This is a genomic window from Saccharophagus degradans 2-40 (assembly GCF_000013665.1).
Classification (GTDB): Bacteria; Pseudomonadota; Gammaproteobacteria; order Pseudomonadales; family Cellvibrionaceae; genus Saccharophagus; species Saccharophagus degradans.
The window spans coordinates 2,104,242-2,126,289 of the sequence record NC_007912.1; the positions used below are offsets into that span (position 1 = coordinate 2,104,242).

Genomic DNA, 22,048 nt, shown 5'->3' on the forward strand with positions numbered 1-22,048 from the left:
GCTCAGCTGCCGTTGTTCAGTTAACTATTAATGTAGTTAATTCTAAGCGGATAATTCTTAGCAGTTACTTTAATATGTGAATTATTCAATACTGGAACGCAAGGCTGCTATACATGACAAATGGCAACAATAAAGAAATATTTAAAATTTGCAGTGAGGGTGATGAGCTAGAAAAATTAGAACAGCTTATTGCTGCGGGCGCAGATATAGAGGCCAGAACGGAAGCTGGACGGACGCCATTGATGGTCGCCTGCTTAGCGGGTAACTTTAACTTTGTAAGGAAACTTATAAAGCACGGTGCCGATGTGTCGGCACAGGATAATAAGTCGTTTAGCGTCATACATTTTGCAGTAGAGGGCAGCAGTGGTTCCATTAAGCTGTTGGCGCAAGCTGGTGCAGATATCAATGCGCAGACTAAGCAAGGCTACACACCATTAATGATGGCATGTGAAATTGGCAAAATAACGGCCATGGAGAACCTATGTAGCTTAGGTGCTAATACTGCTCTTACTACAGCCAAAAATGCAGGCCCTATTGTGGTTGCCCTTAATTCTGTAAAAGCGTGGTCTGCTAGTAATGCCCAAAAGATGGTGCGCATATTATTGGCGGGCGGAGTATCGGTTGGTTACCAATGCACTAGCACCGGTAGCTCTGAAATTCACATAGCCGCCCAAAAGATTGAAGACGATAGATACAGAGACAAGCCCAGGTATGCCATATTTAATGCTATAGCCAAAGCAGGGGATAACCCTTGGCGTAAGAATAAGCTTGGTGCAATGGCCATTGATTATTTAGCAGAAACAGATTTAGTCCATGTAAAAAGCGGCTTAAAAGCCTATGCAAAAAATGCAGAACAAGAAGTGCTCTCTCAAATAACTAGTTTGAGGGGGTTACAGGCTTATAGGCTAATTTACCCAAAGAAGCCACTAGACAAAATATTGAAATCACTTACGTTAACCGATGTCGAGCGAGTGAAATTACAGGCTGGGTTGGATGCTCTTGGTTAGTGGCAAGCAGGACTATATTCGATATGGGCGCATGGCATTACTGTAGTGATAAATACTCACAGGCTTAACAGAATGCGACTATCGGCTTTTCAATATTCGGATAAGCTGGAAAATCAATGAGTAGTGTTTGGAACTGATTGTTTGGAATGCCAGATTGCTCTGCTTTGAGAGAGGTTTAAGCAGCAAAAACATAAAGGAATGATGTTGTATTGGGTATTTATTTATAAAACACTGGAAACCGCTTTGGATGGCCTTGTACGGATGTTTTGTTTGTCGCTATTATTCCTACTACACAGTCTTGGTTTAAGTGCAACGAGTAATCACTGTTAGACTAGATGGCCCAGAGGGTGAAGGAATCTCTGAATGACCCATCCGCTTAATTGTTCTTCTTGCTAAGACTAAGGCAATTAGCCGCGAAGAACGTCTAACGGCAGAACGTTTTGGCACTCGTAAAAAGCAATAGGGGGTATTCAGAGCTTCCTCAATATAATTCAAAGTTGACGTTTGCAAATTGTCTCTTACAAAAATTAAGGAAAATACATTCATGACGGATATTTATACCACTCCCAATAGTGAACTTATAGATAGCGAAACACCAGCCTTCGAAGCGCCATTATTTAAACTTGTAGGGATAGGCCTTGCCACAGCATTTGGTAGCGTAATAGCTGGTGGGTACTTAATGGCTCGAAATTATAAAAGCATGGGGGAGCACCGCAACGCGCGCTCGGCTATTATTTATTCCGCGGTCGGATTTGTTGCTATTATGCTACTGGCTGCTTTTATTCCTGAAAGCTGGAATGTTTCGAACACCGTATTCACGGTTACCCAAATAATTGTAATGGTCCAATTGGCCAAGCGATATCAAGGTGCCGCGCTAGATGCTGTTAAAACCTCCAATGGAAGTTTTCAGTCTAACTGGAAAGCGTTTGGTATCTCTTTGTTATTTTTACTTTTCATCGGGGTTGTTGTGTTCGGTGTTGTTTTTGCCGCGGCTTATTTTACTTCTTGGAGCATGTAATCAACGAATATGCCGAGTAAACAGCGCTAGTTTACTGTAGGCGGTTATTCTGATGACATCAAATTCCCCCTTTTTATCTCTATTCAAAAACGCGTTCGGCGTGTAGGTTTACACGCCCGCGTAAGCCTACCCCACCCACACCTGTTTAACATTCACAAATTCTTTTATTCCCTGAGGCCCCAGTTCGCGACCGTAACCGGAAAGGCCAATTCCGCCGCTGGGTAATCTTGGGTCTGTTTTTACTATACCGTTTACGGCGACTTGGCCGGCTTGCAGTTTGTTGGCGGCGAGTTCTGCTTTGGTTTTGTCTGCGGTCCATATACTAGCGCCTAAGCCGTATTCGGTTTTATTTGCCAGTTGTATAGCGTGTTCAAAATCGTTCGCTTTGATAATGGCCAGTACGGGCCCAAACGTTTCTTCGGTAAAGGCGCTCATCTCTGGTTGTACATCAATTAACAGCGTGGGCGGATAAAAGAAACCAGAGGTAGACGGTAAGTCGCCACCATGTATACAACGCGCGCCGCTTTGAATGGTTTGGTTAACTTGTTGATGCAGTTGTGTTTGTAAATCTTTGCGTGCAATGGGCCCCATTGCATAGGGCAGAGCTGTGCATTCTGAGGTGGACGATTGACTGGGATCGCCCATAGTAATGGTGCTGAAAATTTTGAATAAGCGATTGCAAACGTCGTCGTAAATTGATGCTTCCACAATCACTCGTTTGGCGGCAATACATGATTGGCCTGCGTTAATCATTCGCGACAGGGTGATTACATTGCAGGCTTTATCTAAATTTGCATCGGCTAATACAATACAGGGGTCGGAGCCACCTAGTTCTAATACCGCGGGCTTTATACCGCCAGCGGCCCGAGCAGCAACTTTTTTACCCGCTGCGCTACTGCCGGTAAACGATACGGCTTTAACGGCAGGGTGATCTATTGCTTCGCCAACAAGTTCTGTTTCTATGGGGAGGTTGGTCATTACATTTTTGGGTAGGCCCGCGCTGTTAAATGCTGCGGTAAGTGCCGCTGCAGTGGCAGGCACGTTGGGGTCGGCTTTCATTACGCAGGTATTGCCGGCCATAAGCGCGGGGGCTAAAAAACGGAGGGCCAGCCAGACTGGGGCATTCCATGGCAGTATTCCTAGTATTGTGCCCAATGGTTGGTAAGTGACGTAGCTATAAGCTGCGTCAGATTCGAGCGTCTCAGGTTTTAAAAAATCGGCGCTGTTATTGGTGTAGTACTCGGCACACGCGGCCGATTTTTCGACTTCGGCGATGCCTTCACAAAGGGGTTTGCCCATCTCCTGAGCCATTAGTTTGGCAAGTGTGTTTTTACTTTTACGTAATGAGGCGGCTATTCTCATTAGCGCAGAGGCTCTTTCGGTAATGGAGGTGTCTCTCCAAGCGGGGAAGGCTTCGTAGGTTTTATCTATAGCGCGGTTACATTCTGGCAAGGTGAGTGATGCCACTTGTGCAAGTGGCTGGCCTGTAGTGGGATTAACTGGCGCTAGCATTGTCAACCTCCTTAGCCGTTATTTTTTTTGCGGTTTTTTTGCTAGGTGTTGTGCTGTTTCGCGCTGTGGATAAATCTACGCAACTCGCTGTTTGGGGTGCTGCTATTGCTGCTATACCGTTTTCGCTGGGTTTAACGGTAAAGTCTCGCTCCATGCTAAAGAACGATTCGCAGCCTTCGTCGGTTATATGGATCGTATCGGAAATGCCGCAAGTTTTGTCACCGTCCACGCCCCACATCCAAGGAATTAAATGAAAGGTCATGCCTTCTTTAAGTACTGTGGATTCTCCTTGTTTTAAACTTACTATATAGCCTTCATCCCAGCTTGGAGGGAAGGCGATACCAATGGAGTAACCGGAGCGTGTAATAAGTCGTGCACCGACTGGGTTGTCGCTAATAATATTTCTTACGAGGTTGTCCACGTCGGACACTGTCATACCCGGTTGCACCATGGAATGCACAGCATCAAGCGCGCGTTTCATTGTTTCTTGGGCTATGTGCATAGAGTCGGTAAGGTCGCCAAGAATAACGGTGCGCATCATGGCGGTATGGTAGCGCCGGTAGCAGCCTCCCACTTCTAAAAATACGTGCTCGTTATCTTGTATTACTCGGCCTTCCCACGTGGCGTGACCAATCATCGTTCGTGGCCCTGAGGTTACGTAGGGCATAACAGCAGGCGTTTCTCCGCCCGCGTTAAACATGCCGGCACTGATCGCTGCACCAACTTCATTTTCTGTCGCGCCAGCGCGGCAAGCGGCAATGCCTGCAGCCATACCGGCTTCTGTTGCCAAGGCGGCTTTTTTCATTAACGCAATTTCGACAGCAGATTTACAAATGCGGCCTTCTTCAACAATGCCAAAACAGTCTAATAATTTACCGTCTTTGAGCGTGGTGTGAATTACATCTTGATGATAAGCGGGGAAGAAGTTGCTGTTGCGTTCGTAGCCAATGCGTTTGTTGGCTAAGCCAAACTCCTTTAATGCATCCACAAGCATTTGCATGGCGTCGCCAGTGTCTGGGTAGGGTCGGGTTAAATCCACCCAAGTACGTGCAATTACGTTGGACTCTTCTAGCGCGCGGGTAATCATAAACGGTTCTTTTTCTAACGGGACAACTAAGGCCTGAAAAAAAGAGTAACTCGTTGTTTGATAGTCTGTTAAGTACATGATATTTTCGGGGTCGGAAATGACTACGGCATCTAAGTGACGCTCTGCTATGCGAGCCCGTAATTCATTAATTCTGCGTTCGTACTCATCAGCGGGGAAGGTCATATCATCACGTTTAATCATGCGGCTTCCTCCATGGTGTTGCGAGTGGCTTGAATAAGAATGTTGAGCCCCTCTGTGAGGTGCGCATTTGCGATGGTGAGCGGCGGAATGAGCTTAATGACTTGTCCACCTACGCCACAACTAGCAACGATCAATCCGTTTTTAAAGCATTCCTGTACAATCGCAGCGGCGCGTTCGCTATTGCCAATATCTAACCCCATAATCATTCCCTTTCCGCGTAGCGTGAGGGTGCTGTCGCTATGAAGTAGCGGTTCTAACGCTTCCTGCATGAGTGTTGTTTTTAATTTTACGTCGCTCATTAATTGATTATTTGCGAAATATTCCAGCGCAACTTTACCTGCAATAAAACTCAGGTTTTGTCCACGGAATGTACCGGTGTGTTCTCCTGGTGACCACTGGTCGTCTAGCTCTGGCAACACCAAATTCATGGCCATGGGTGTGCCCATTCCACCCAGTCCTTTGGCAAGACAAATGATATCTGGGGCAATGTCTATATCGTCGAAGCTAAAGTAGCTTCCGGTTCGGCCGCAGCCCACTTGTATGTCGTCTACTATTAAAAGTGCGCCTAGCTTTTTAGCCAGTTTTGCTACTGCGAGTATCCATTCTTTATTGGCAACGTTGACTCCACCTTCCGCTTGGATAGTTTCTAACATGAATGCAGCTGGCGCGTTCGCGCTAGACGCGCAATACTTCGCCTCTAAAGCACTTATATCGCCGTTGGATGTATTAAATTCTGCGTGGGTAACGTGCTCTAAGGGGACGCCTGCTGCCCCTCTAAAGTAGGGGTTGGCCGTGGCGGCGAGTGCGCCTAATGTCATGCCGTGAAAGCCATTGTTAAAAGCCACAATGGTACTGCGACCGGTAACACGGCGCGCAAGTTTCATGGCGGCCTCAATAGCATTGGTACCGGTAGGGCCGGTAAATTGCATGCGGTGAGGCATGTTTCGCGGCTTTAAAATAAGGTCGGTAAAATGTTGCATAAAGGCGGCTTTGGCTTCGGTTTCCATATCCAAACTGTGCAATACACCATCTTTTTGCATGTATTCAATCATCGCCTTTTTCATTTTTGGGTTGTTGTGACCAAAATTTAATAAGCCTGCACCGGCAAAAAAGTCAATGTAGGTTTTACCTGTTGTGTCAGTTTGCAGGGCATTGATTGCGGTTTTAAAAACAACAGGGTATACGCGGCTGTAGGCGCGAATAGTAGATTCGCGCTGTTCGAAAATAGACATAATACATTCCTTAAAAAGTTTAATTTTTTGTTCAGCAATTTAGACGTACAAAAACTTAAAACTTTTTAGGAATCAGGGGGGGAGCCGCATACCTGTTAGTCTACAAAACCAGCGGCACACATCTTCGATGAGGTTATCGTTAAAATCGTAATGCGGGCTGTGACACGGGGCAGCGTTTTGGTTGCCTTCACGGCTACCAATTAACGCGAATGCGCCTTGGCATTCACGAAGGTAATAGCTGAAGTCTTCCGAGGCCATTACGGGGAGCAGTGTTCCTGGCACCAGCGACTTTTCACCATACAATGCCTGCCATTGGCGCCTGGCAAGATTGGCTTGTTTGGCGTGATTGATGGTAGCGCTGTAACGCATGCTGTGCTCTACCGTGCATTGCACGCCGTAGCTTGCACCTGTGAGGGTGGCAATCTCTGTAATTGCATGATTAATGATATGGCGTGTTTCTTCGTCGGGTACACGAATGCTTCCTTTTAACTCCGCATACTCTGGGATAACGGTAGGTGCGTCGCCGGCTTTAATTTCGGTTACGCTAATAACCGCTGCTTTTTGAGGTGCTATTCGATGGCTACATATTTGCTGTAGCGCCACCGTGATTGCACTGGCCGCGAGTACGGGGTCTACGCATAGTTCTGGTTGGCTGGCGTGACCGCCTTTGCCGGTAATTTTTATAGAGAAGGTGCCGTTACCGCACATAATAATGGCGTTTGGGCAGGCAATGGTTCGGTAGGGGAAAGCTGGCCAATTGTGCCAACCGTATATTTCGCTAACTCCTTCTAAGGCGCCATCGGCTATCATTTCGCGCGCACCATGGCCGCCTTCCTCGGCGGGTTGAAAAATAAGTACGACTTTTCGTTCTAGTTGATGCTCATGTTTTTTTAACCAGCGAGCGGTAGCGAGTAGGGTGGCGGTGTGGCCGTCGTGGCCACAAGCGTGCATACATCTTTCGGTTTTAGACTGCCAAGGTTTATTTGTTTCTTCGCGAATGGGCAGGGCATCGATATCCCCGCGCAATGCAATGGCGGGTTCTGTACCGGTAGGATTTATCCACGCGAGCGTGCAGGTTTGCGCGCACTCTCGCCATGCAATATGCATAGCATCGAGTTGTTCGCGAATCGCGTTAGCAGTGTTATGTTCCTGCCAGCTTAGCTCCGGTTTGGCGTGCAACGCTCTGCGGAACTCACGAGCATGCGCAATATTGTCCTGTCAGTTACTCGGCATAAAAACCCTCGAGTTTGGATTGGCTCACGGTTTTAACCGTAATTGTTGGGTGCTGTATATCTGCAATGGTTATTGTCAACGTACTGTTAGCCATTCGCAGACGTAGTAGCTGTAACGCACCCAAATGAATTTTTTCTTATGTGCAGCCCCGCTTTTTAATTTAAGGTGAAATTATTGAAGTTAATTTGGTGTTTAATCTTTAACTGGCAAAGACCACACCAATATTTTTGAATTAATGTTTTTATTTTTTTATGAGTGGTAAGTGGTATTAAAATCAGTATGTTACGTAGGTTTTTAGTGAAGTACTTAATGCGAGGTTGCTTAGGTGGTGGTGTAATGTATTTTCAAAATTGTTTTAATGGCTCTGATTTAGACCAATATGAGTCTTTTTGGTGCGAGCCTTTGGCTGTGGTGGTGAGTGCATTGGGAAGTACCGTATTATTACCGTACTCGAGCGGTTAAGTTAGATCATTGTGATCTTTTGCTGTTGAGCCGGCGGGGCAGCGTATCGAGTTTACTAGTAGTAAATAGGTTTTTGGCATGTGCAAAATTATATTGAAAGGGTTTATATATGTTCCCGTAGGGGAGCTAGATGCTGTTCGTAGCGCGTTGCCCGTTCATATAGAGTTAACGCGAAAGGAACCTGGGTGTGTAGCGTTTGACGTTGAGCTGGTCTTAAATTCTAAAAATAAATTCCGTGTTTACGAAGAGTTTGACAGTAAAGCGTCATTTGAATTGCACCAACAAAGGGTGAAGCATTCCGAGTGGGGGCGCATTACTAAGAATGTAAAGCGGGCTTATTTGATCGAGTCCGAATGAGCTTTTTGTCGTGCCTTTTATTACACTTTTATTCATTCTTTATGTTTTGGTATCTGTAGGGGCGTAATTTAGTTAAATAGCCCTTGCGCCGTGGCTCATTTTTATCGGCCACGGCGAGCCTTAATCTTACTCGCTTTCCCTTGCGGTTAATGTTTACCCATTATTTTGCGAACCTTATTGGAATGCAGCACGGCCGGTACAATAACGAGTACTATTATGGCGGCCATTATCCATAGGTAGCTTTGGTCCATTAGCGATAGGTTGGCGATATCGGCGGCTAGGGGGGTGTTTACTTCTTGCGCAATGGCGATGGGGCCAATTGCGGCGTCTATTGCGGTGGAGAAACCGTTGCTAAAAGCACTTTCCCAGCCTAGGGATGAGAATGAGGCATACGCTTTGTAGCCAATAGCGGAGGCGCCAAAGGCGATGGCGCCTACGGCAATGGTGCCTATGCCAAACAGTCCAAAACCTACGGCTCCAATACTGATTGCGCCTATCGAAATAATGCCTACGCTAATAGGGGCAATGGCCACGCCGCCCCATGCGAATAGTATTCCATACGCAAGGTCACCGCCGGCTATCCAGCCTACAATCGGTTTGTCTCCTATTTCTGGCATGCCGAAGCGGAAATGGATTAACGGTATACCCCCTAGGCGAAGACGACTTTTGTATTCACGTTGCTTGGAGTGCAATTGGTCTGCTTGTGCTTGAAATGCTTCTGGGTGAAACAATCGCTCTTGTGCTCGTAGTTTACGCATCCCTTTAAGCATTCTAATTACAAGTACCACATAGCTAGTAATAAATGCCAAAACCAGTAAGTGCGCAGCGGTGGAATAGCCAGCTGCCATTGTATGGTCGTTGACTGCGAAGTGTTTTAGGCCAAACATCCCTAGTATATAAATAATGACAATCCCGAAAAACAGCGAGACAAATAAAATGGTACGTTTGCGTTCTCGCTGGGTGCGCGACTGAGCTAGCCCAGCTCTTAGCCCGAAGTAAGAGCTTATAATACCCGCGAAAGACGCCATAAAAATTAGCAAGCTCGCCCACTTGAAAAGTAAGCCGCCTTTGACGGCACCGGTACCTAGTATGGAGGCTTTTACCGGCGGTGATATCCCTTGTATGGCAGCCATAACAGCAACAGTGAACGCTGTGCCTTGTTTGCTTTTTGTTAGGGTATCTTCTACGAAGGTGATCATTGCTTTTTGAAGTTGTTTACGGCCCCGAGACAGACGCTGTTTTACGGTGTCTTCGGTTAGGTCGAGTTGGCTAGCCACATACTCTACCGAACACTGTTCGCGGTAAAAGAGGATGAGTGGCTCGCGGTAGGTTTCTGGCATTTTTTCCAGTGCTTGCCACAGCAATGCTTGTTGCTGAGCGCTTATGGCTTGATCTTCTAGCTTACCTTCACTGGCTGGTGTTTCGTTTTTCTCATCCAGCTCTTCCAGTTCATCGGCACCTTTTATAGGCTGGTTGGCTTCTTTGCGTCTAAAGTGGCTCACTTTATATCGCAGTATCCCGCATAGCCACGATTTCAATTTTTCTGGGTCTCGCAAGCTGTCTAGTTTCTTCCACGCTTCAACGAAGGTCTCTTGAGTTACATCCTCGCTGTATTTTAAATCCCCTAGCGATGAGTAAGCCAGCGAGCATAGTAGGTTCTGATAGCGGGTTACTATCTCGCAGAAGGCGTCTCTATCGCCTCCGAGTGATGCGAGCACAAGGCCGGCGTCGTTTGTGTCTGCTATGCGGATACGTGCTTTAAAAAGGCTCATAGATCGGTATCTCTGGAGTTGAACAAATAGGTACCTAACGTAAGTGCCCAGTGTTCAGCCAAAGGTGACAAGTTTAGTGAATATAACGCGCAAATAAATGGGTATACCGTGAAATTGAAATATTTTTTAAAATATTTGTCACCTTCTCTCCCAAAGTGGGCTCTTACTTGTTGTGCTAGTCATGCTCGGTTGCCGACTGGCTGTATGAGAAACACTTATAGAGTGTAGCGTCTACAAAGGTCTGCTACATCGCAAACAATTAATAAGGAGAGACGATATGAAATACGGCAAAACACATTTATGCGCAGTAGGTAGATACTTTAGCATAGTGGCAATATTAACGATTTCTTGCATGGGTTATGGGGCGGCTTTGTTACCTGTTATAGATGACTTTAATCATGCTCAAACAAACAATCTTGGCCATGCAAGGCAGTTTATGACCGATGCCGTGGCAGGTGGTGGAACCACACTAGAGCACACTGTTGAGCAGGGCGTGGTAGCCGTTAAGGGGAATATCGCGCCGCCACGTGGGCAGCCTGGTTGGGCAAGCATGGTGTTGTTGTTAGATGCTGAAAATTTACCGAAAGATGCTAGTGAGTATGAAGGGATAAGTATCCGCGTAAAAATTCATACGGGTAGTTTATCCATTTCTGCGAACAGTGTTGAGGTGACTAACTTTGATTATCACGCCGCTCCAATAGTTGTGCCGCAAGATGGTAAGTTTCACGAACTAAAAATTCCGTTCCGTTCGCTCAAGCGCGCTTGGTCTGAGCAGACGCAATTAAATACCAAAACTATTAGCAGTGTAAGTATTGTCGCTTTTGGTATGCAGCAAGGGGTATTTGGTTTTGAGGTAGATGAAGTGAGTTTTTATAAATAATTAGGGCCAATTAATCTCATTTACTGATGCTAAGGCTTCGTTGCTGAAGCCTTTCACGATTATTTACGAGTGGCGCATAAGCTTGGGCTCATAATTAAATTGTCTGAGTAAGCAGCTTTTAATCTACTTTAATTAAGCGAATCCTATTATGAATATGCTAATACATAATTCGGGGCGACTCGATTACCTTGATGCTGCACGAGCTTTCGCACTGATACTTGGCGTGGTATTTCATGCAAGCCTTTCTTTTATGCCCATGTATATTGGCTGGGCCGTTATGGATGTGTCTACTAGCTCGTTAGTGTCCTTTTTTGTGTTGGTTAGTCATTCATTTCGAATGCCGCTTTTTTTTCTTATTGCTGGATATTTTAGCCATGCGGTATTGCATCGCGATGGAGCAGGGCGCTTTCTTCACTCTCGTTTTATAAGAATTGTTGTACCGTTTATTGTGGCTTGGTTTGTATTGCGACCTCTGTTGGTATCCGGTTGGATAATGGGTGCAGAAAGTATGCGCGGTGAAGCGAATGTACCAAATGCTTTGTTGGGCGGTTTTGCTTCTTTATCTTCGCTGCCGACAGGTATTTTTACAGGTACACATTTGTGGTTTCTCTATGCGCTTATTTGGATAACGCTTTGCGTATTGCTATTGCGATGTATCGTGAGCTGGCATAAGGGTATATATACTCGCGTTGCAGCGGTTTGCACGACAGGAATGCGCTGGGCGAGCCAGTCGCAAATGGCGCTGTGTGTGTTGGCTATTCCTACTTCTGGTTGTTTATGGTTTATGAGCCATTGGGGAATGGAAACGCCAGATAAAACATTGGTGCCCCACGCCCCAACTTTTTTCATCTATGGTGGCTTTTATTTATTCGGTTGGTTGCTGAATAAAGATCGCTCGCTGCTTGACGGTTTTGCCACGCTAACGGTAACGAAATGGCTATTGTGTGTTGTCGCTGTGGGTGTAGCTTGTTTCTTATCTAAATTCGAAGCGCAAAAGGCCCATAGCCTGTATGTGTTGTTCAAAGTTGGCTTTGGCTTGGCTTACGCGCTTATGATGTGGTCGCTGGTGTCTATTACTCTTGGTGTTTTCCGGCGGTTTTTTAATAAAACGAGCGCTTATGTACGCTACCTTGCGGATGCCTCTTACTGGCTTTACTTAATTCATCTTCCTATTGTTATTTGGCTGCAAATTGCTTTTGCAGAGTTGCCTTTGCATTGGTTGGTTAAGCTAGGTGCTATTTCGGGTATTACTGTGGCTATTTCACTTTTACTCTATGAGCTATTTGTGCGCTCTACGTTTATTGGTGCGGTGTTGAGCGGTAAGCGCAAGCCCCGCGCTTGGAGCGCTATTATGCCCGTACAGCAACCGCGCTAAATATGACAAACCTATTGTGTTTGATACGTTATGCAACAGAGGGTAACGAAGGTTAGGAAAACTCGATTAACTTTCAACATGTCCGTCTTAGTGTAACTATTAGTGAAACTAGAAAATTGTGCGAGCTAGGTGGGCAATGCCCACCTAGCAGGTTGATTAATTACGAAAGTTACTGGGCACTGCATAGCGGGTTGCTTACCGCCGTTGCCGATGTTCCTTGCATTCCAAAGCTAGCACTTTGCCCCGGGTTTAGGTGGCTGTTGTAGCCTACGCTTGTTGCTACAACGGTTGTGCCTGTTGTTTCTACGTTTACACCCCATGCGTTGGTTATGTTTACGGGCTGGTCGAATTGAAGTGTCACTTGCCAGTTATTGGTGGCTTGCTGGCCTTCGTTTTCTACTTGGAAGCCGTTTAACACAAACCCCGTTCCCCATGTATCTGTACTGCCGTTGGCGCAAGCTAGGCCTGCTGTTGTACCGCCGGATGAGCTGCTGCTCGAGCTACTACTGGAACTGCTACTAGAGCTTGAAGAGCTGCTGGAAGAACTAGAGGAGCTACTGGAGGACGAGCTGCTGCTAGATGTTTGGCCGCACGCTGCCGCCGTAAGACCATCGGCTAGGTAGATGGCATCGAGGTTGGGCAAACCTGCCGCTTGGTTTGCTTCAAGCCGAATGCTGTTGTAGCCGGCGTTTAGGTGGGCGTCTACATATTCTTCTTGCCAGTTTGTCCATGTGCTTGTTGGTGCAAATGCCATGGGGTAGCTATTACCGGTTGTTTCTACGTTTAGCACAGCACCTCGTGCCGTACTGCCATTCGCGTAACGCATGCTTAGGCGGTATGTACCGGCGGTGGACGCATGTAGGTTCCAGTTAATGCCTGCACCTGTTGCGTTGGTAGTGTTAGTAAAGCCCGCGCCTGTATAGCCAGAGTGGTTGCTATCTATAGTGCCTTCGTAGCCGCAAAAGCCGGTGGCGTTTTCTTGTATTGCGTCGCCTGTAGGGGCTGGAGGCTGCACTGTGCCTTCGCCAACTATGGTTATGTGTGGTTGGTTGGGGGTAGTCATACCCGCACCCAAAAAGTAAGAGGGGTGAGGTGGTTGGTTGTAGCCCACGTTTTGCCAAGCTATGGCTGTGCGGTATTGCGGGTCGTGCATTAGGGTTCTTAAGCGGTATTCACTTTCGTGTGGGGTGGTAAACACCATAAGTTCTTGGTTGTTGCTGTTGCGCCATACCACTTCTTCGCGCCAGTCACCAAGAATATCGGCCGAAAGCCCTGGTGTAGCCTTGGTGCCGTTGTTCGATGCTGCACCGTAGTTACCTGCGCTTAGCAAGCGCGTGGTAGAGCTGGCGGTGTAGTTCCATTTGTTTATGTAATTGTTATCGAGTATTTCGCGCAGTAAGTCGCCATCCCACCAAGCGGCAAAGTTTATTTGCGACGGGCGCGTGCTCGATATTGTTTCGCCTTTTGCACTGTATAAACCACCGCGCGAAGCCCAAGCTTCGTAGCCGGCATAACGTGGGTCTATATCCATGGCTACACCTCGGCCTATGTCTATGTAGTCGCCTGGGTGGCTCCATAGTATTTGGCCGGTGGCGGCATCGTGCATTTCTATTCCGTGCTCGCCATAGCAAGAGGGGCATTCGTGCACCATAAACACTTCTAAGCCTGGGTTGCTTGGGTCCATGTCGGATAGGTGCAGTGCATCGCCGTGACCTAGGCGGGTATTGTTCAAGCCGGTGCCGTTGTCATCTATGGTCATGGCGCCAAATACAATTTCTTGTTTTCCGTCTGCATCTACATCGCCAATGGTAAGGCTGTGCGCGCCTTGGCCTGCATAGCTGCTGTTGCCACTGGTGTTGGAATCAAATACCCAGCGTTGGCTAAGCTGCCCATTGCGCCAGTCCCATGCTGCTACCACGGTGCGGGTGTAGTACCCGCGCGACATAATCAAACTTGGGTTTTGGCCATCTAAGTAGGCTACGCCACCTAAAAATCTATCAACACGGTTGCCGTAGTTGTCGCCCCAGCTAGAAACACTGCCGCGCGCGGGTACGTAGTTAACGGTATTTAGCGCTCTACCGGTTTGGCCTTCAAACATGGTGAGGTATTCGGGGCCAGATAAAACATAGCCTGCACTGTTGCGGTAATCGGCATTGCTGTCTCCTATTACTACTCCTTGGCTGTCTTTGGTGGCGTCTGCGGTTTTAACTGCAACTTCTGCTTTGCCATCGCTATCAAAATCGAATGCTAAAAATTGCGTGTAGTGGGCGCCTGCTCGAATATTGCGGCCTAGGTCTATGCGCCACATAAACTCGCCAGATATTTCGTAAGCGTCGAGATACACATTGCCGGTGTAGCCACTTTGCGAGTTGTCTTTTGCGTTGGAGGGGTCCCATTTTACGATTAGCTCGTAACCGCCATCGCCGTCTAAATCGGCTGCGCTTATATCGTTGGGGCTATAGGTGTATGCCACTCCGTCGGGGGTGGTGCCACCTGGTGGTCTTTGCAGCGGAATAGTGCGGTATATATCGCTCCATACATGTGTGGTGGCTAGTGATTGGCTCGCGCCGTTTACTATGGCTTCTACCGCGTAATTAGCGTTTGGGTTGCCGCTGGTATCTACAAAGTTTGTTTTATTGGTAAGGGGGGAGCTGGTTAATAGTGTGCCGTTTCTATATACGTTGAAGCTGGTGTTATCTGGCTCTTGCCCCAACCAGCGCCAGCTTACTAATACGCTGCCGTCTTTGCGATCTATGGCCACCAACCCGCGGTCGAGGTTTTCCATGTTGTATTGGCTGTGAGCGGCAAGTGGGAAAGCAGCAGCACCTAAAAATATAACGGGGGTTAACGCATGCTTTATAGCGTGGAACAGTTTGGTGTGTGCACCAAATTTGGGACGAGTGAGTGCCGACATGGGTTATGTCTCCTTATTATTGGAATGTGTCTTCGCAAACGTGATGTGTTGTGATTGCTCTTTTTTATTTGGTAAAGCTTAACGAGCGGGTGCTGCTAACAACTGTGTAAGTGTTGCAGTTTATTTGTATGACAACTGTGAGGAAGTAATCAAAATATCATGCTTATTTTAATTCTAAAGCAATGATTGGTATTTAAAATGGTGCGGGGCAGTCAAAGTGAATATTTGCGCCACTGGTAGGGTGGCTAAGATTGAGTGTTTGGGCATGCAGCAACAAACGTGAATTACACGAGTCGGCATCTTGTGGGGCGTAAAAGTAGTCGCCAATGATGGGGTGGCCAATCTGCTGCATGTGTACACGCAATTGGTGGGATCGACCCGTATGGGGGAATAGGTGTACCCGCGTAGCTTGCATGGCTGTGTTGCGGTCTACAACGCTATATTGGGTAAGTGCTGGCTTGCCATGTAGCCAGTCTACTTTCTGTTTGGGGCGGTTCTCCCAATCACAGATAAGTGGCGAGCTTATCTCACCAGATTGCTGCTCAACTAACCCATGCACCACTGCAACATACATTTTTTTTATGGTACGGCGCTCGAATTGTTTACCTAAGTGCGATTGCGCGGGTTTATTTAGGGCAAAAATCATTAAGCCCGAGGTGGCCATATCTAAACGGTGCACCACTAACGCTGTAGGAAACTGCGCTTTTACCCTATCAAATAGGTTCTGTGGCGATGCAAGCCCAGGCACAGAGAGCAGGTCGGTAGGCTTATTCACTACAACTATATCTTCGTCGCAATGCAGTAATTCGAATTGAGCCGGTGCTAGGTTGGTTTGCATAGTTTTGTTAAGTGGGCGATATGTATTGGGCAATGAGGTATAAAGGCGCCACTATACCCGATATAATCGCGCAGCACTTTATGCACGTGCGTTTTATCCCCCGATTCCACCAATTGGTAATAGGCCAATTTAAGAGGTTTTAATGAGCTTAGTGCCCATGCCGCCGTACCCTTGGCTCGAGTCCGTATGGGACGAGTTTGCAGAAAAGTTAGCCCAAAAGCGGGTTCCCCACGCGCTGTTAATTACAGGGCAAGAAGGTTTGGGGTCGGATACCCTAGCTAAAGCCATGGGGCAGTTGCTGCTGTGCTTATCGCCATTAGAGGGGATAGCCTGCGGTAAGTGCAGAGCCTGCCAATTGCTGCAAGCAGGCAGCCACCCAGATTTACTTTGGATTGCGCCAGAAGAGGCGGGCAAGCAAATTAAAATAGACCAAATTCGCAGGGTTACCGAGTTTGTATCTAAAACGGCTCAGCAGGGCGGTAAAAAGGTCGTGGTGGTTACGCCCACCGAAGCGATGAATAATAATTCATCCAATGCCTTGCTAAAAAGCTTGGAAGAGCCTGCTGGGGATACCGTACTTATTTTAATTACTTTCCAAGAAAGCCAAATACTACCCACCATTCGCAGCCGCTGTGCACGTATTGTGCTTACCACACCCTCTTACGATGTGGCGCAAAGTTGGCTGCAAGAAAATGGCCACCAAGCTGCAATACCTTTGCTAGGGGAAGCGGGCGGTGCGCCACTTAAAGGCGTAGAGTGGCTTAAAACGGAATACGTAGAGCAACGCCAAAAAGCCATGGCGTGTTTAGAGCAGCTAGCAAGCCAAACACGTGGCCCCGTAAGCGCGGTTGCTCAGCTGGGCGGCATAAGCGCCCCAGTGCTTGTAGAGTTAATGCTTAACCTCGTGGATAGCCTTATTACAACTAAGCTGGCACCTAGTAGCGTAAGGGCCGAACAGCGGCAGGAATCGATTCAGCCGTTAGCCCAATATATGGCACGTGTTTCTGGTCAGATGCTATTTCGGTTTAGAGAACGGCTGTGTGAGCAAAAGCTTAAATTAATCCGCAATGCCAACCTTAATCAAACGTTATTTATTGAAGAATTGCTGATGGATTGGCAGTTGGTAGCAAAAAGCTAACAATTCGCTGCTAGACTCAAAAAAGGTTGCACATTTGTTACGAGCGGGCGGTATTTTGTGGTGTATTATCCCCTTCGTATAGCTATAGACACATTCGCGTTAATTGACTAAGGTAACGGCGAAAACAGAGGAGTAAGCGATGAAAGGTATAGGTGGCGGTGCTCGTAACGGGATATTGTCCCTCACCATTCGAGACAAAGCGGTGCTGTATGCGGCCTATATGCCATTTGTAGAGCATGGCGGGCTGTTTATCCCAACGAATAAATCGTATGTGTTGGGCGATGAAGTGTTTATGTTGCTTAGTTTAATGGACGAGCCAGAGAAAATTCCTGTAGCTGGCCGCGTAATATGGATCACCCCAAAAGGGGCACAGGGCAACCGAGCAGCGGGCATTGGCGTACAATTTAGCGGTGAAGATGATATTGCCGCAAACAAAATAGAAAACTACTTAGCAGGTTCACTAGAATCAGATAGACCTACCCACACCATGTAGCGTGTTATTTATAGTTGTATCTTCTTTTGTGTACCAAGTTGGCAAACCTTGCTTGGTACAACCCTCTAGTTAAACCCCACATTTAATTATTACTTTTTTGGAGCACATTAATGCTTGTTGATTCCCATTGTCACCTCGACCGATTAGACCTTAGTCGCTACGAAGACGGTTTAGATGGCGCAATTGCTGCCGCAAAAGAGCAGGGTGTAAAAACCATGTTATGCGTGTGCATTAGCGAAGAGAATAAACAGCAAGTAGTAGATATAGCCAGTAAATACGAAGGCTTATTTTGCTCTGTGGGCACGCATCCATCCGATGTAACCAGCGAAGTTGTGAGTGTAGAAACGTTAGTGGAATGGGCCAAAGCGCCAAAAGTTGTTGCGCTAGGTGAGTCGGGCTTAGATTACTACTACAGTAAAGACTACGCAGACATTCAAAAGCAAAGTTTTGCTAACCACTTAATTGCAGGCGCCCAATTAGATTTGCCCGTTATTGTGCATACGCGCGATGCAAGGCAAGACACTTTAGATTTAATAAAAGAATACGGCAGCACTGAGTCTGCAGGTGTGCTGCATTGCTTTACCGAAAATTGGGAAATGGCCAAGGCGGCGATGGATTTAAATTATTATATTTCTATCTCTGGAATCGTGACTTTTCGCAATGCCGAGTCGCTGCGCGATGTAGTTAAAAAAATGCCATTAGATCGGTTGCTAGTAGAAACCGACTCACCTTACTTAGCGCCTGTACCATTTCGCGGTAAACCGAACGAGCCGCGTTATGTAAGAGAGGTCGCGCAATTTGTTGCCGATTTAAAAGGCATTAGTTTGGAGTCGTTAGCAGAAATCACCACAAATAATTTTCATACCTTATTTAAAAGAACAAAATAACAGCGAAGCGCTAATAGCTAACTCATAATAGCTAATCACTAGTAATCAGCTACTAGCGATTAGCTATTGTTTATGTGTTTTAGTGCGCGGTATATGCAAATATACCTAGCGTGGCACCTACAAACCCGCCTGCACTTTGCGTGCTTAATATAGTTCCATCTTGTGTTTCGCCTACCGATTGCCACTTGGTGTTATTTGTGGAATAGCTGAAATCATATTTGTCGTTATTAAATTCTATTTTCAAATATAAGCCATTGCGAAGCGTTTTTTCTTGTAGTGGATATTGCGCAACAATTTCTTTGTTCTTGCCAAGTTGTTTTTCTAGTTGTATGGCAAGGCCGCTATTATTTTTTGTAACGGTAAGCGCATAAAAATACTCATCGTTTTGAAAGGCAGCAATACCCGCTTTGTCGCCCACGTGTGGGGGTGTGTAAACCAGTTTGGTTGTTGCGCTGCCTGTTAGGTGCTGCTGTGCGCGCGCAATAAATGCTGGTGATCCAAAGTCGCTTAAATCTGTATTGTTTGCAGTTAAAACAAGCTTGCCTTTTTGAGAGGTTAAATCTGTAAAGTTGTTTGTGGGGGTGCGAACCTTGCGCCAATAAAGTTTAAGTGCTGAGTCAAATTCATCGCGCTCAATAAAGTTACCGCTAAGGGCAATGGCTGGTTGTTGGGATGCTCCCAATTGGGGGCGTTGGTGATGATAGGGCACCTCGGCATCGCCGCGAAGAATGACGGGGTATTCGCCAGACCAATCTACCGGTAATAAAAATGTTTCGCGGCCGGTATTGTAGTAGTTATCTTTATAGGGCCTGCAGCCTAAAAATACCGCCCACCAGTCGCCATGTTGAGTTTGTACTAAATCGACATGGCCAACGGATGTGACGGGGTTGGCGCGATCAGCCGGTAAATGGCGCTGTGTTAAAATTGGATTGTTTTCCCAAGGAATATACGGCCCCCAAGGGCTTTGCGCTTTAAATACAACTTGGCTGTGATTCACGCTGGTGCCACCTTCTGCATTAATTAAATAGTAAGCGCCTTTATTTTTGAAAAGGTGTGGGCCTTCTATCCAAACGGGTTTGGTAGTTATATCTACACCGCCGTTTACTATTAACTTGGCGTCGCCAACGGTTTTTAATGTGGCTAAGTCGAATTCGCGAATCCAAATGGCTCGGTGGCCATCGTAAAGCGGCTCGCCAATGGGGGCGTCGTTGTTAAGTATGTAGGCTTTGCCGTTGTCATCAAAAAATAAATCTGGGTCTATACCGCCCACTTCAGGTAACCATACTGGGTCCGACCAAGGGCCTGCGGGGTTTTTTGCAGTAACAATAAAATTGCCGCCACCGTCTACCATTGTAGTAATCATGTAAAAAATACCGTTGTGGTGGCGCAGTGTTGGGGCGAATATACCTCGCGACACACCCATGCCGCTGGGTATTTGTAATTGTGATGGGCGCTCGAGAATATTACCTATTTGAACCCAATTCACTAAATCTGTGCTATGAAATATCGGCACGCCAGGGAAGTAGCCAAATGAAGAGTTCACGAGGTAGTAATCTGCTCCCACTCTTACAATGCTTGGATCTGGATAAAACCCTTTTATTACTGGGTTGGTATAGGCATTTTTACTTGGCGCAACCGTGTTGTATAAAGCATCGCTTCCCGCGTATTCAAACCAATCAAATACAGGCGAGGTTTGGCTATTTTGTTGCCCGTTTATGGCGCTTGTGCAGCTTGAGAGCAGTGGAAGTAAGCTAACGAGTAAGATAGGTAAAAGTCGCATAAATTGATTCGCCAAGTTATTTAAATTATATATGGTTATAATGACTACTAGACTAGTGTACAACAGCTTGGGTGAATACGAAACGGTAGGGTGGCGAAAGGGAGAAAAGGGAAAAAGGGAGGGGTGGCGATTGCAGGGCAATCGCCGAAGCAGAAGTTTAAGCGAGGGATGGCTGGGGCAAGGTGCTGCCGAAATGGGTTATTTCTGGTGCGTGGACTTGCTTCCACAGAGAGTCGACGAGTTCTGCTTTAGAGGAGGGAGTATTCCATTTGCCGCTGTTTACCCATTGAGCAATAGCTTTTGCTACATTGGGGTACTTTACTTGGCTGCCTTTAGCGTGTTTTAGCCAAGTGTCTAACACTTGTGGGTCCAAGCTATTCATCGCCATACCTAGGCCAAGTTCGGTTAATGCTTTGGCGTTAGAAAGCTGTTCCATTTGGCCCTGCAATGGCTTAACCAACAGTTTTTTGCCTAGTTGAATTGCTTCGCTGCTTAACTCAAAACCCGCGTTACAAATTACGCCTGCGGCTGTAGCAAGGTCTTCTTGAAAGCCATCCCTAGATAACGGTTTAAGCTGAATGTGCCCCATGCTTTCGTATTGCGCAAACGGGCCATATACCGTGAATAAGTGATCGGTAAAAGGCTCAAGCAGCGATACCACTTCGTCTGGGTCTTCAAACCCTAAATAAACAACAACCTTGTTAGGCTCTACGGCTTTGTTGGTAACATGTGTTTCGGCAATGGGGGGCAAAATAGGGTAGCCAAAGTGGTGCCAGTGCAAACCTAAATCGATACTCGCGGGGGCAAAGTTACGCATAATCATACGGGGAATAAGGCTGTCACCCGTTTTAGGCACGGCGTGATTGAAAGCGTATTGGTGGCCCATACCAATACACGGTTTGCCCGCACGTTTTGCTGCCCAAGCAGAAATAGGCTCGAAATCGGTAATGATTAGGTCGTAGCCTGAAACATCTAATGCTCGAATATCTTTAAACAACGTTTTAAGGCTGTTTTGTTTAATGGTATCTATAAGCTTGGTTTTGCCAGCTTCGTGTACAAACGTTAGGCCTTGGTAACACTGCCAGTCACCAAATTCAGCCATATCAAAAAATTTATCTTTGTCGCGCCCAGAAAACAAAAAATCTACATCAAGGCCGCAGGCTTTTAGCTCTTTACCCAAAGCGCGTGCGCGGGTGATATGGCCGTTACCTGTTGCTTGTACACCGTATAAAATCTTCATTAAAGCATATAACCTATTAATACAATTGCGATGGTGTGGCCCATTAAGGCGCCCGCTATTACGTCGGTTGGAAAGTGAACACCAAGCGTAACCCGCGCTACGCCAATACATGTCGCCCACGGGTACATAAACCAACCTAATCCTGGCACTACGCTAGAAAGCACTGCAGCCATTAAAAATGCCGCAGATGTGTGCCCAGATGGAAAACTGAATTTATCTGACGGGGTAATAGCACTTACAAAACCTGGAATCGCTTGAGGCGGGCGATTGCGTTTGAAAAGCGATTTGAATACAAAATAAAAACAACGTTCAACAATAAAAACAGCGGCGAGTAATTTAACTATTTGCCATTCCTGCAAAAACATAAACAGCAATGCCGTAGCAATATAGAGTGGGCCATCTGCGGTAAAGGAAGCAATTCTCGCTGCTGCAACAGCCTGCTTGCGGTTTTTACGGCTTAGAAACCAACTAAAAGTTTGAACATCATATTGGTGAATACTTTGGAGTAATCGCATTTCTTTGCCTCTAAATAATTAAAGCCCCATTTGTGCAAAATTTAGCCCTTGAGTGTGACCGCCTTGTGATAGAAATATTGCAGTTCGTTGACAGTGGCGAAGTAGGC

General features: G+C 46.7%; 18 protein-coding genes. 8 read left to right on the forward strand and 10 right to left on the reverse strand.

Annotation, left to right across the window (positions count from 1 at the left end):
- Nucleotides 1-113 precede the first annotated feature (113 nt).
- Both SDE_RS21270 and SDE_RS08595 read left to right on the forward strand, forming a co-directional pair.
- Nucleotides 114-1,007, forward strand: a complete 894-nt coding sequence (locus SDE_RS21270; protein ID WP_011468120.1) for an ankyrin repeat domain-containing protein — start codon at nt 114-116, stop codon at nt 1,005-1,007.
- A 544-nt stretch (nt 1,008-1,551) separates the two neighbouring features.
- Complete coding sequence (locus SDE_RS08595) at nt 1,552-2,025, forward strand: hypothetical protein (protein ID WP_011468121.1); 474 nt, start codon at nt 1,552-1,554, stop codon at nt 2,023-2,025.
- A gap of 126 nt (nt 2,026-2,151) precedes the next feature.
- On the opposite strand, the gene SDE_RS08600 is transcribed toward SDE_RS08595, so the two are convergent.
- The 4 genes from SDE_RS08600 to doeB2 all read right to left on the reverse strand — a co-directional run bounded on the left by SDE_RS08600 (nt 2,152) and on the right by doeB2 (nt 7,266).
- On the reverse strand, nt 2,152-3,537 hold the full coding sequence (locus tag SDE_RS08600; protein ID WP_011468122.1) for an NAD-dependent succinate-semialdehyde dehydrogenase: 1,386 nt from the start codon (nt 3,535-3,537) through the stop codon (nt 2,152-2,154).
- Complete coding sequence (gene doeA, locus SDE_RS08605; protein WP_011468123.1) at nt 3,521-4,825, reverse strand: ectoine hydrolase; 1,305 nt, start codon at nt 4,823-4,825, stop codon at nt 3,521-3,523. The genes SDE_RS08600 and doeA overlap by 17 nt, the downstream gene beginning before the upstream one ends.
- Nucleotides 4,822-6,057: an aspartate aminotransferase family protein gene (locus SDE_RS08610; RefSeq protein WP_011468124.1), complete on the reverse strand. Its 1,236-nt coding sequence runs from the start codon at nt 6,055-6,057 to the stop codon at nt 4,822-4,824. The genes doeA and SDE_RS08610 overlap by 4 nt, the downstream gene beginning before the upstream one ends.
- Nucleotides 6,058-6,129: 72 nt before the next feature.
- Entirely contained in the window at nt 6,130-7,266 is a 1,137-nt protein-coding gene (doeB2, locus tag SDE_RS08615; RefSeq protein ID WP_143710868.1) for a N(2)-acetyl-L-2,4-diaminobutanoate deacetylase DoeB2, read from the reverse strand.
- A 564-nt stretch (nt 7,267-7,830) separates the two neighbouring features.
- Here doeB2 and SDE_RS08620 point away from each other — a divergent pair.
- Complete coding sequence (locus tag SDE_RS08620) at nt 7,831-8,109, forward strand: putative quinol monooxygenase (protein WP_011468126.1); 279 nt, start codon at nt 7,831-7,833, stop codon at nt 8,107-8,109.
- Nucleotides 8,110-8,255: 146 nt separating this feature from the next.
- Here the strand turns inward: SDE_RS08620 and SDE_RS08625 are convergent, their stop codons facing one another.
- Nucleotides 8,256-9,881 (reverse strand): RNA polymerase sigma factor, encoded by a 1,626-nt coding sequence (locus SDE_RS08625; RefSeq protein WP_011468127.1) that lies wholly within the window; start codon nt 9,879-9,881, stop codon nt 8,256-8,258.
- 277 nt (nt 9,882-10,158) lie between these two features.
- On the opposite strand from SDE_RS08625, the gene SDE_RS08630 reads away from it, so the two are divergent.
- Both SDE_RS08630 and SDE_RS08635 read left to right on the forward strand, forming a co-directional pair.
- Nucleotides 10,159-10,761, forward strand: a complete 603-nt coding sequence (locus tag SDE_RS08630; RefSeq protein WP_011468128.1) for a CIA30 family protein — start codon at nt 10,159-10,161, stop codon at nt 10,759-10,761.
- Nucleotides 10,762-10,909: 148 nt separating this feature from the next.
- Nucleotides 10,910-12,136 (forward strand): acyltransferase family protein, encoded by a 1,227-nt coding sequence (locus tag SDE_RS08635; protein ID WP_011468129.1) that lies wholly within the window; start codon nt 10,910-10,912, stop codon nt 12,134-12,136.
- A gap of 169 nt (nt 12,137-12,305) precedes the next feature.
- Here SDE_RS08635 and SDE_RS23195 read toward each other — a convergent pair whose 3' ends face one another.
- Together SDE_RS23195 and SDE_RS08645 are read right to left on the reverse strand one after the other, a co-directional pair.
- A complete protein-coding gene (locus tag SDE_RS23195) occupies nt 12,306-15,050 on the reverse strand; it encodes a cellulose binding domain-containing protein (protein WP_011468130.1) in 2,745 nt (914 codons plus the stop codon).
- 193 nt (nt 15,051-15,243) lie between these two features.
- Complete coding sequence (locus SDE_RS08645) at nt 15,244-15,888, reverse strand: RluA family pseudouridine synthase (RefSeq protein WP_011468131.1); 645 nt, start codon at nt 15,886-15,888, stop codon at nt 15,244-15,246.
- A gap of 142 nt (nt 15,889-16,030) precedes the next feature.
- On the opposite strand from SDE_RS08645, the gene SDE_RS08650 reads away from it, so the two are divergent.
- The 3 genes from SDE_RS08650 (at nt 16,031) to SDE_RS08660 (ending at nt 18,406) form a co-directional block, all read left to right on the forward strand.
- Entirely contained in the window at nt 16,031-17,026 is a 996-nt protein-coding gene (locus tag SDE_RS08650; protein WP_011468132.1) for a DNA polymerase III subunit delta', read from the forward strand.
- A 139-nt stretch (nt 17,027-17,165) separates the two neighbouring features.
- Nucleotides 17,166-17,519 carry a PilZ domain-containing protein gene (locus SDE_RS08655; protein ID WP_011468133.1) on the forward strand — a complete coding sequence of 118 codons (354 nt, stop codon included), beginning with the start codon at nt 17,166-17,168 and terminating at the stop codon, nt 17,517-17,519.
- A gap of 110 nt (nt 17,520-17,629) precedes the next feature.
- A complete protein-coding gene (locus SDE_RS08660) occupies nt 17,630-18,406 on the forward strand; it encodes a TatD family hydrolase (protein WP_011468134.1) in 777 nt (258 codons plus the stop codon).
- A gap of 79 nt (nt 18,407-18,485) precedes the next feature.
- Here SDE_RS08660 and SDE_RS08665 read toward each other — a convergent pair whose 3' ends face one another.
- The 3 genes from SDE_RS08665 to SDE_RS08675 all read right to left on the reverse strand — a co-directional run bounded on the left by SDE_RS08665 (nt 18,486) and on the right by SDE_RS08675 (nt 21,941).
- Nucleotides 18,486-20,186 (reverse strand): glycoside hydrolase family 43 protein, encoded by a 1,701-nt coding sequence (locus SDE_RS08665; RefSeq protein WP_011468135.1) that lies wholly within the window; start codon nt 20,184-20,186, stop codon nt 18,486-18,488.
- A gap of 157 nt (nt 20,187-20,343) precedes the next feature.
- On the reverse strand, nt 20,344-21,426 hold the full coding sequence (locus tag SDE_RS08670; protein ID WP_011468136.1) for an MJ1255/VC2487 family glycosyltransferase: 1,083 nt from the start codon (nt 21,424-21,426) through the stop codon (nt 20,344-20,346).
- The gene (locus tag SDE_RS08675) at nt 21,426-21,941 is read right to left on the reverse strand and encodes a phosphatase PAP2 family protein (protein WP_011468137.1); all 516 of its coding nucleotides are present in this window, start codon (nt 21,939-21,941) and stop codon (nt 21,426-21,428) included. The genes SDE_RS08670 and SDE_RS08675 overlap by 1 nt, the downstream gene beginning before the upstream one ends.
- Nucleotides 21,942-22,048: the final 107 nt, after the last annotated feature.

What these genes read in the sequence shown, in the direction of transcription:
- SDE_RS21270 (WP_011468120.1), top strand. Translation starts at nt 114, where the DNA reads ATGACAAATGGCAACAATAAAGAAATATTTAAAATTTGCAGTGAGGGT.
- SDE_RS08595 (WP_011468121.1), top strand. Translation starts at nt 1,552, where the DNA reads ATGACGGATATTTATACCACTCCCAATAGTGAACTTATAGATAGCGAA.
- SDE_RS08600 (WP_011468122.1), bottom strand. Translation starts at nt 3,537, where the DNA reads ATGCTAGCGCCAGTTAATCCCACTACAGGCCAGCCACTTGCACAAGTG.
- doeA (WP_011468123.1), bottom strand. Translation starts at nt 4,825, where the DNA reads ATGATTAAACGTGATGATATGACCTTCCCCGCTGATGAGTACGAACGC.
- SDE_RS08610 (WP_011468124.1), bottom strand. Translation starts at nt 6,057, where the DNA reads ATGTCTATTTTCGAACAGCGCGAATCTACTATTCGCGCCTACAGCCGC.
- SDE_RS08620 (WP_011468126.1), top strand. Translation starts at nt 7,831, where the DNA reads ATGTGCAAAATTATATTGAAAGGGTTTATATATGTTCCCGTAGGGGAG.
- SDE_RS08625 (WP_011468127.1), bottom strand. Translation starts at nt 9,881, where the DNA reads ATGAGCCTTTTTAAAGCACGTATCCGCATAGCAGACACAAACGACGCC.
- SDE_RS08630 (WP_011468128.1), top strand. Translation starts at nt 10,159, where the DNA reads ATGAAATACGGCAAAACACATTTATGCGCAGTAGGTAGATACTTTAGC.
- SDE_RS08635 (WP_011468129.1), top strand. Translation starts at nt 10,910, where the DNA reads ATGAATATGCTAATACATAATTCGGGGCGACTCGATTACCTTGATGCT.
- SDE_RS23195 (WP_011468130.1), bottom strand. Translation starts at nt 15,050, where the DNA reads ATGTCGGCACTCACTCGTCCCAAATTTGGTGCACACACCAAACTGTTC.
- SDE_RS08645 (WP_011468131.1), bottom strand. Translation starts at nt 15,888, where the DNA reads ATGCAAACCAACCTAGCACCGGCTCAATTCGAATTACTGCATTGCGAC.
- SDE_RS08650 (WP_011468132.1), top strand. Translation starts at nt 16,031, where the DNA reads ATGAGCTTAGTGCCCATGCCGCCGTACCCTTGGCTCGAGTCCGTATGG.
- SDE_RS08655 (WP_011468133.1), top strand. Translation starts at nt 17,166, where the DNA reads ATGAAAGGTATAGGTGGCGGTGCTCGTAACGGGATATTGTCCCTCACC.
- SDE_RS08660 (WP_011468134.1), top strand. Translation starts at nt 17,630, where the DNA reads ATGCTTGTTGATTCCCATTGTCACCTCGACCGATTAGACCTTAGTCGC.
- SDE_RS08665 (WP_011468135.1), bottom strand. Translation starts at nt 20,186, where the DNA reads ATGCGACTTTTACCTATCTTACTCGTTAGCTTACTTCCACTGCTCTCA.
- SDE_RS08670 (WP_011468136.1), bottom strand. Translation starts at nt 21,426, where the DNA reads ATGAAGATTTTATACGGTGTACAAGCAACAGGTAACGGCCATATCACC.
- SDE_RS08675 (WP_011468137.1), bottom strand. Translation starts at nt 21,941, where the DNA reads ATGCGATTACTCCAAAGTATTCACCAATATGATGTTCAAACTTTTAGT.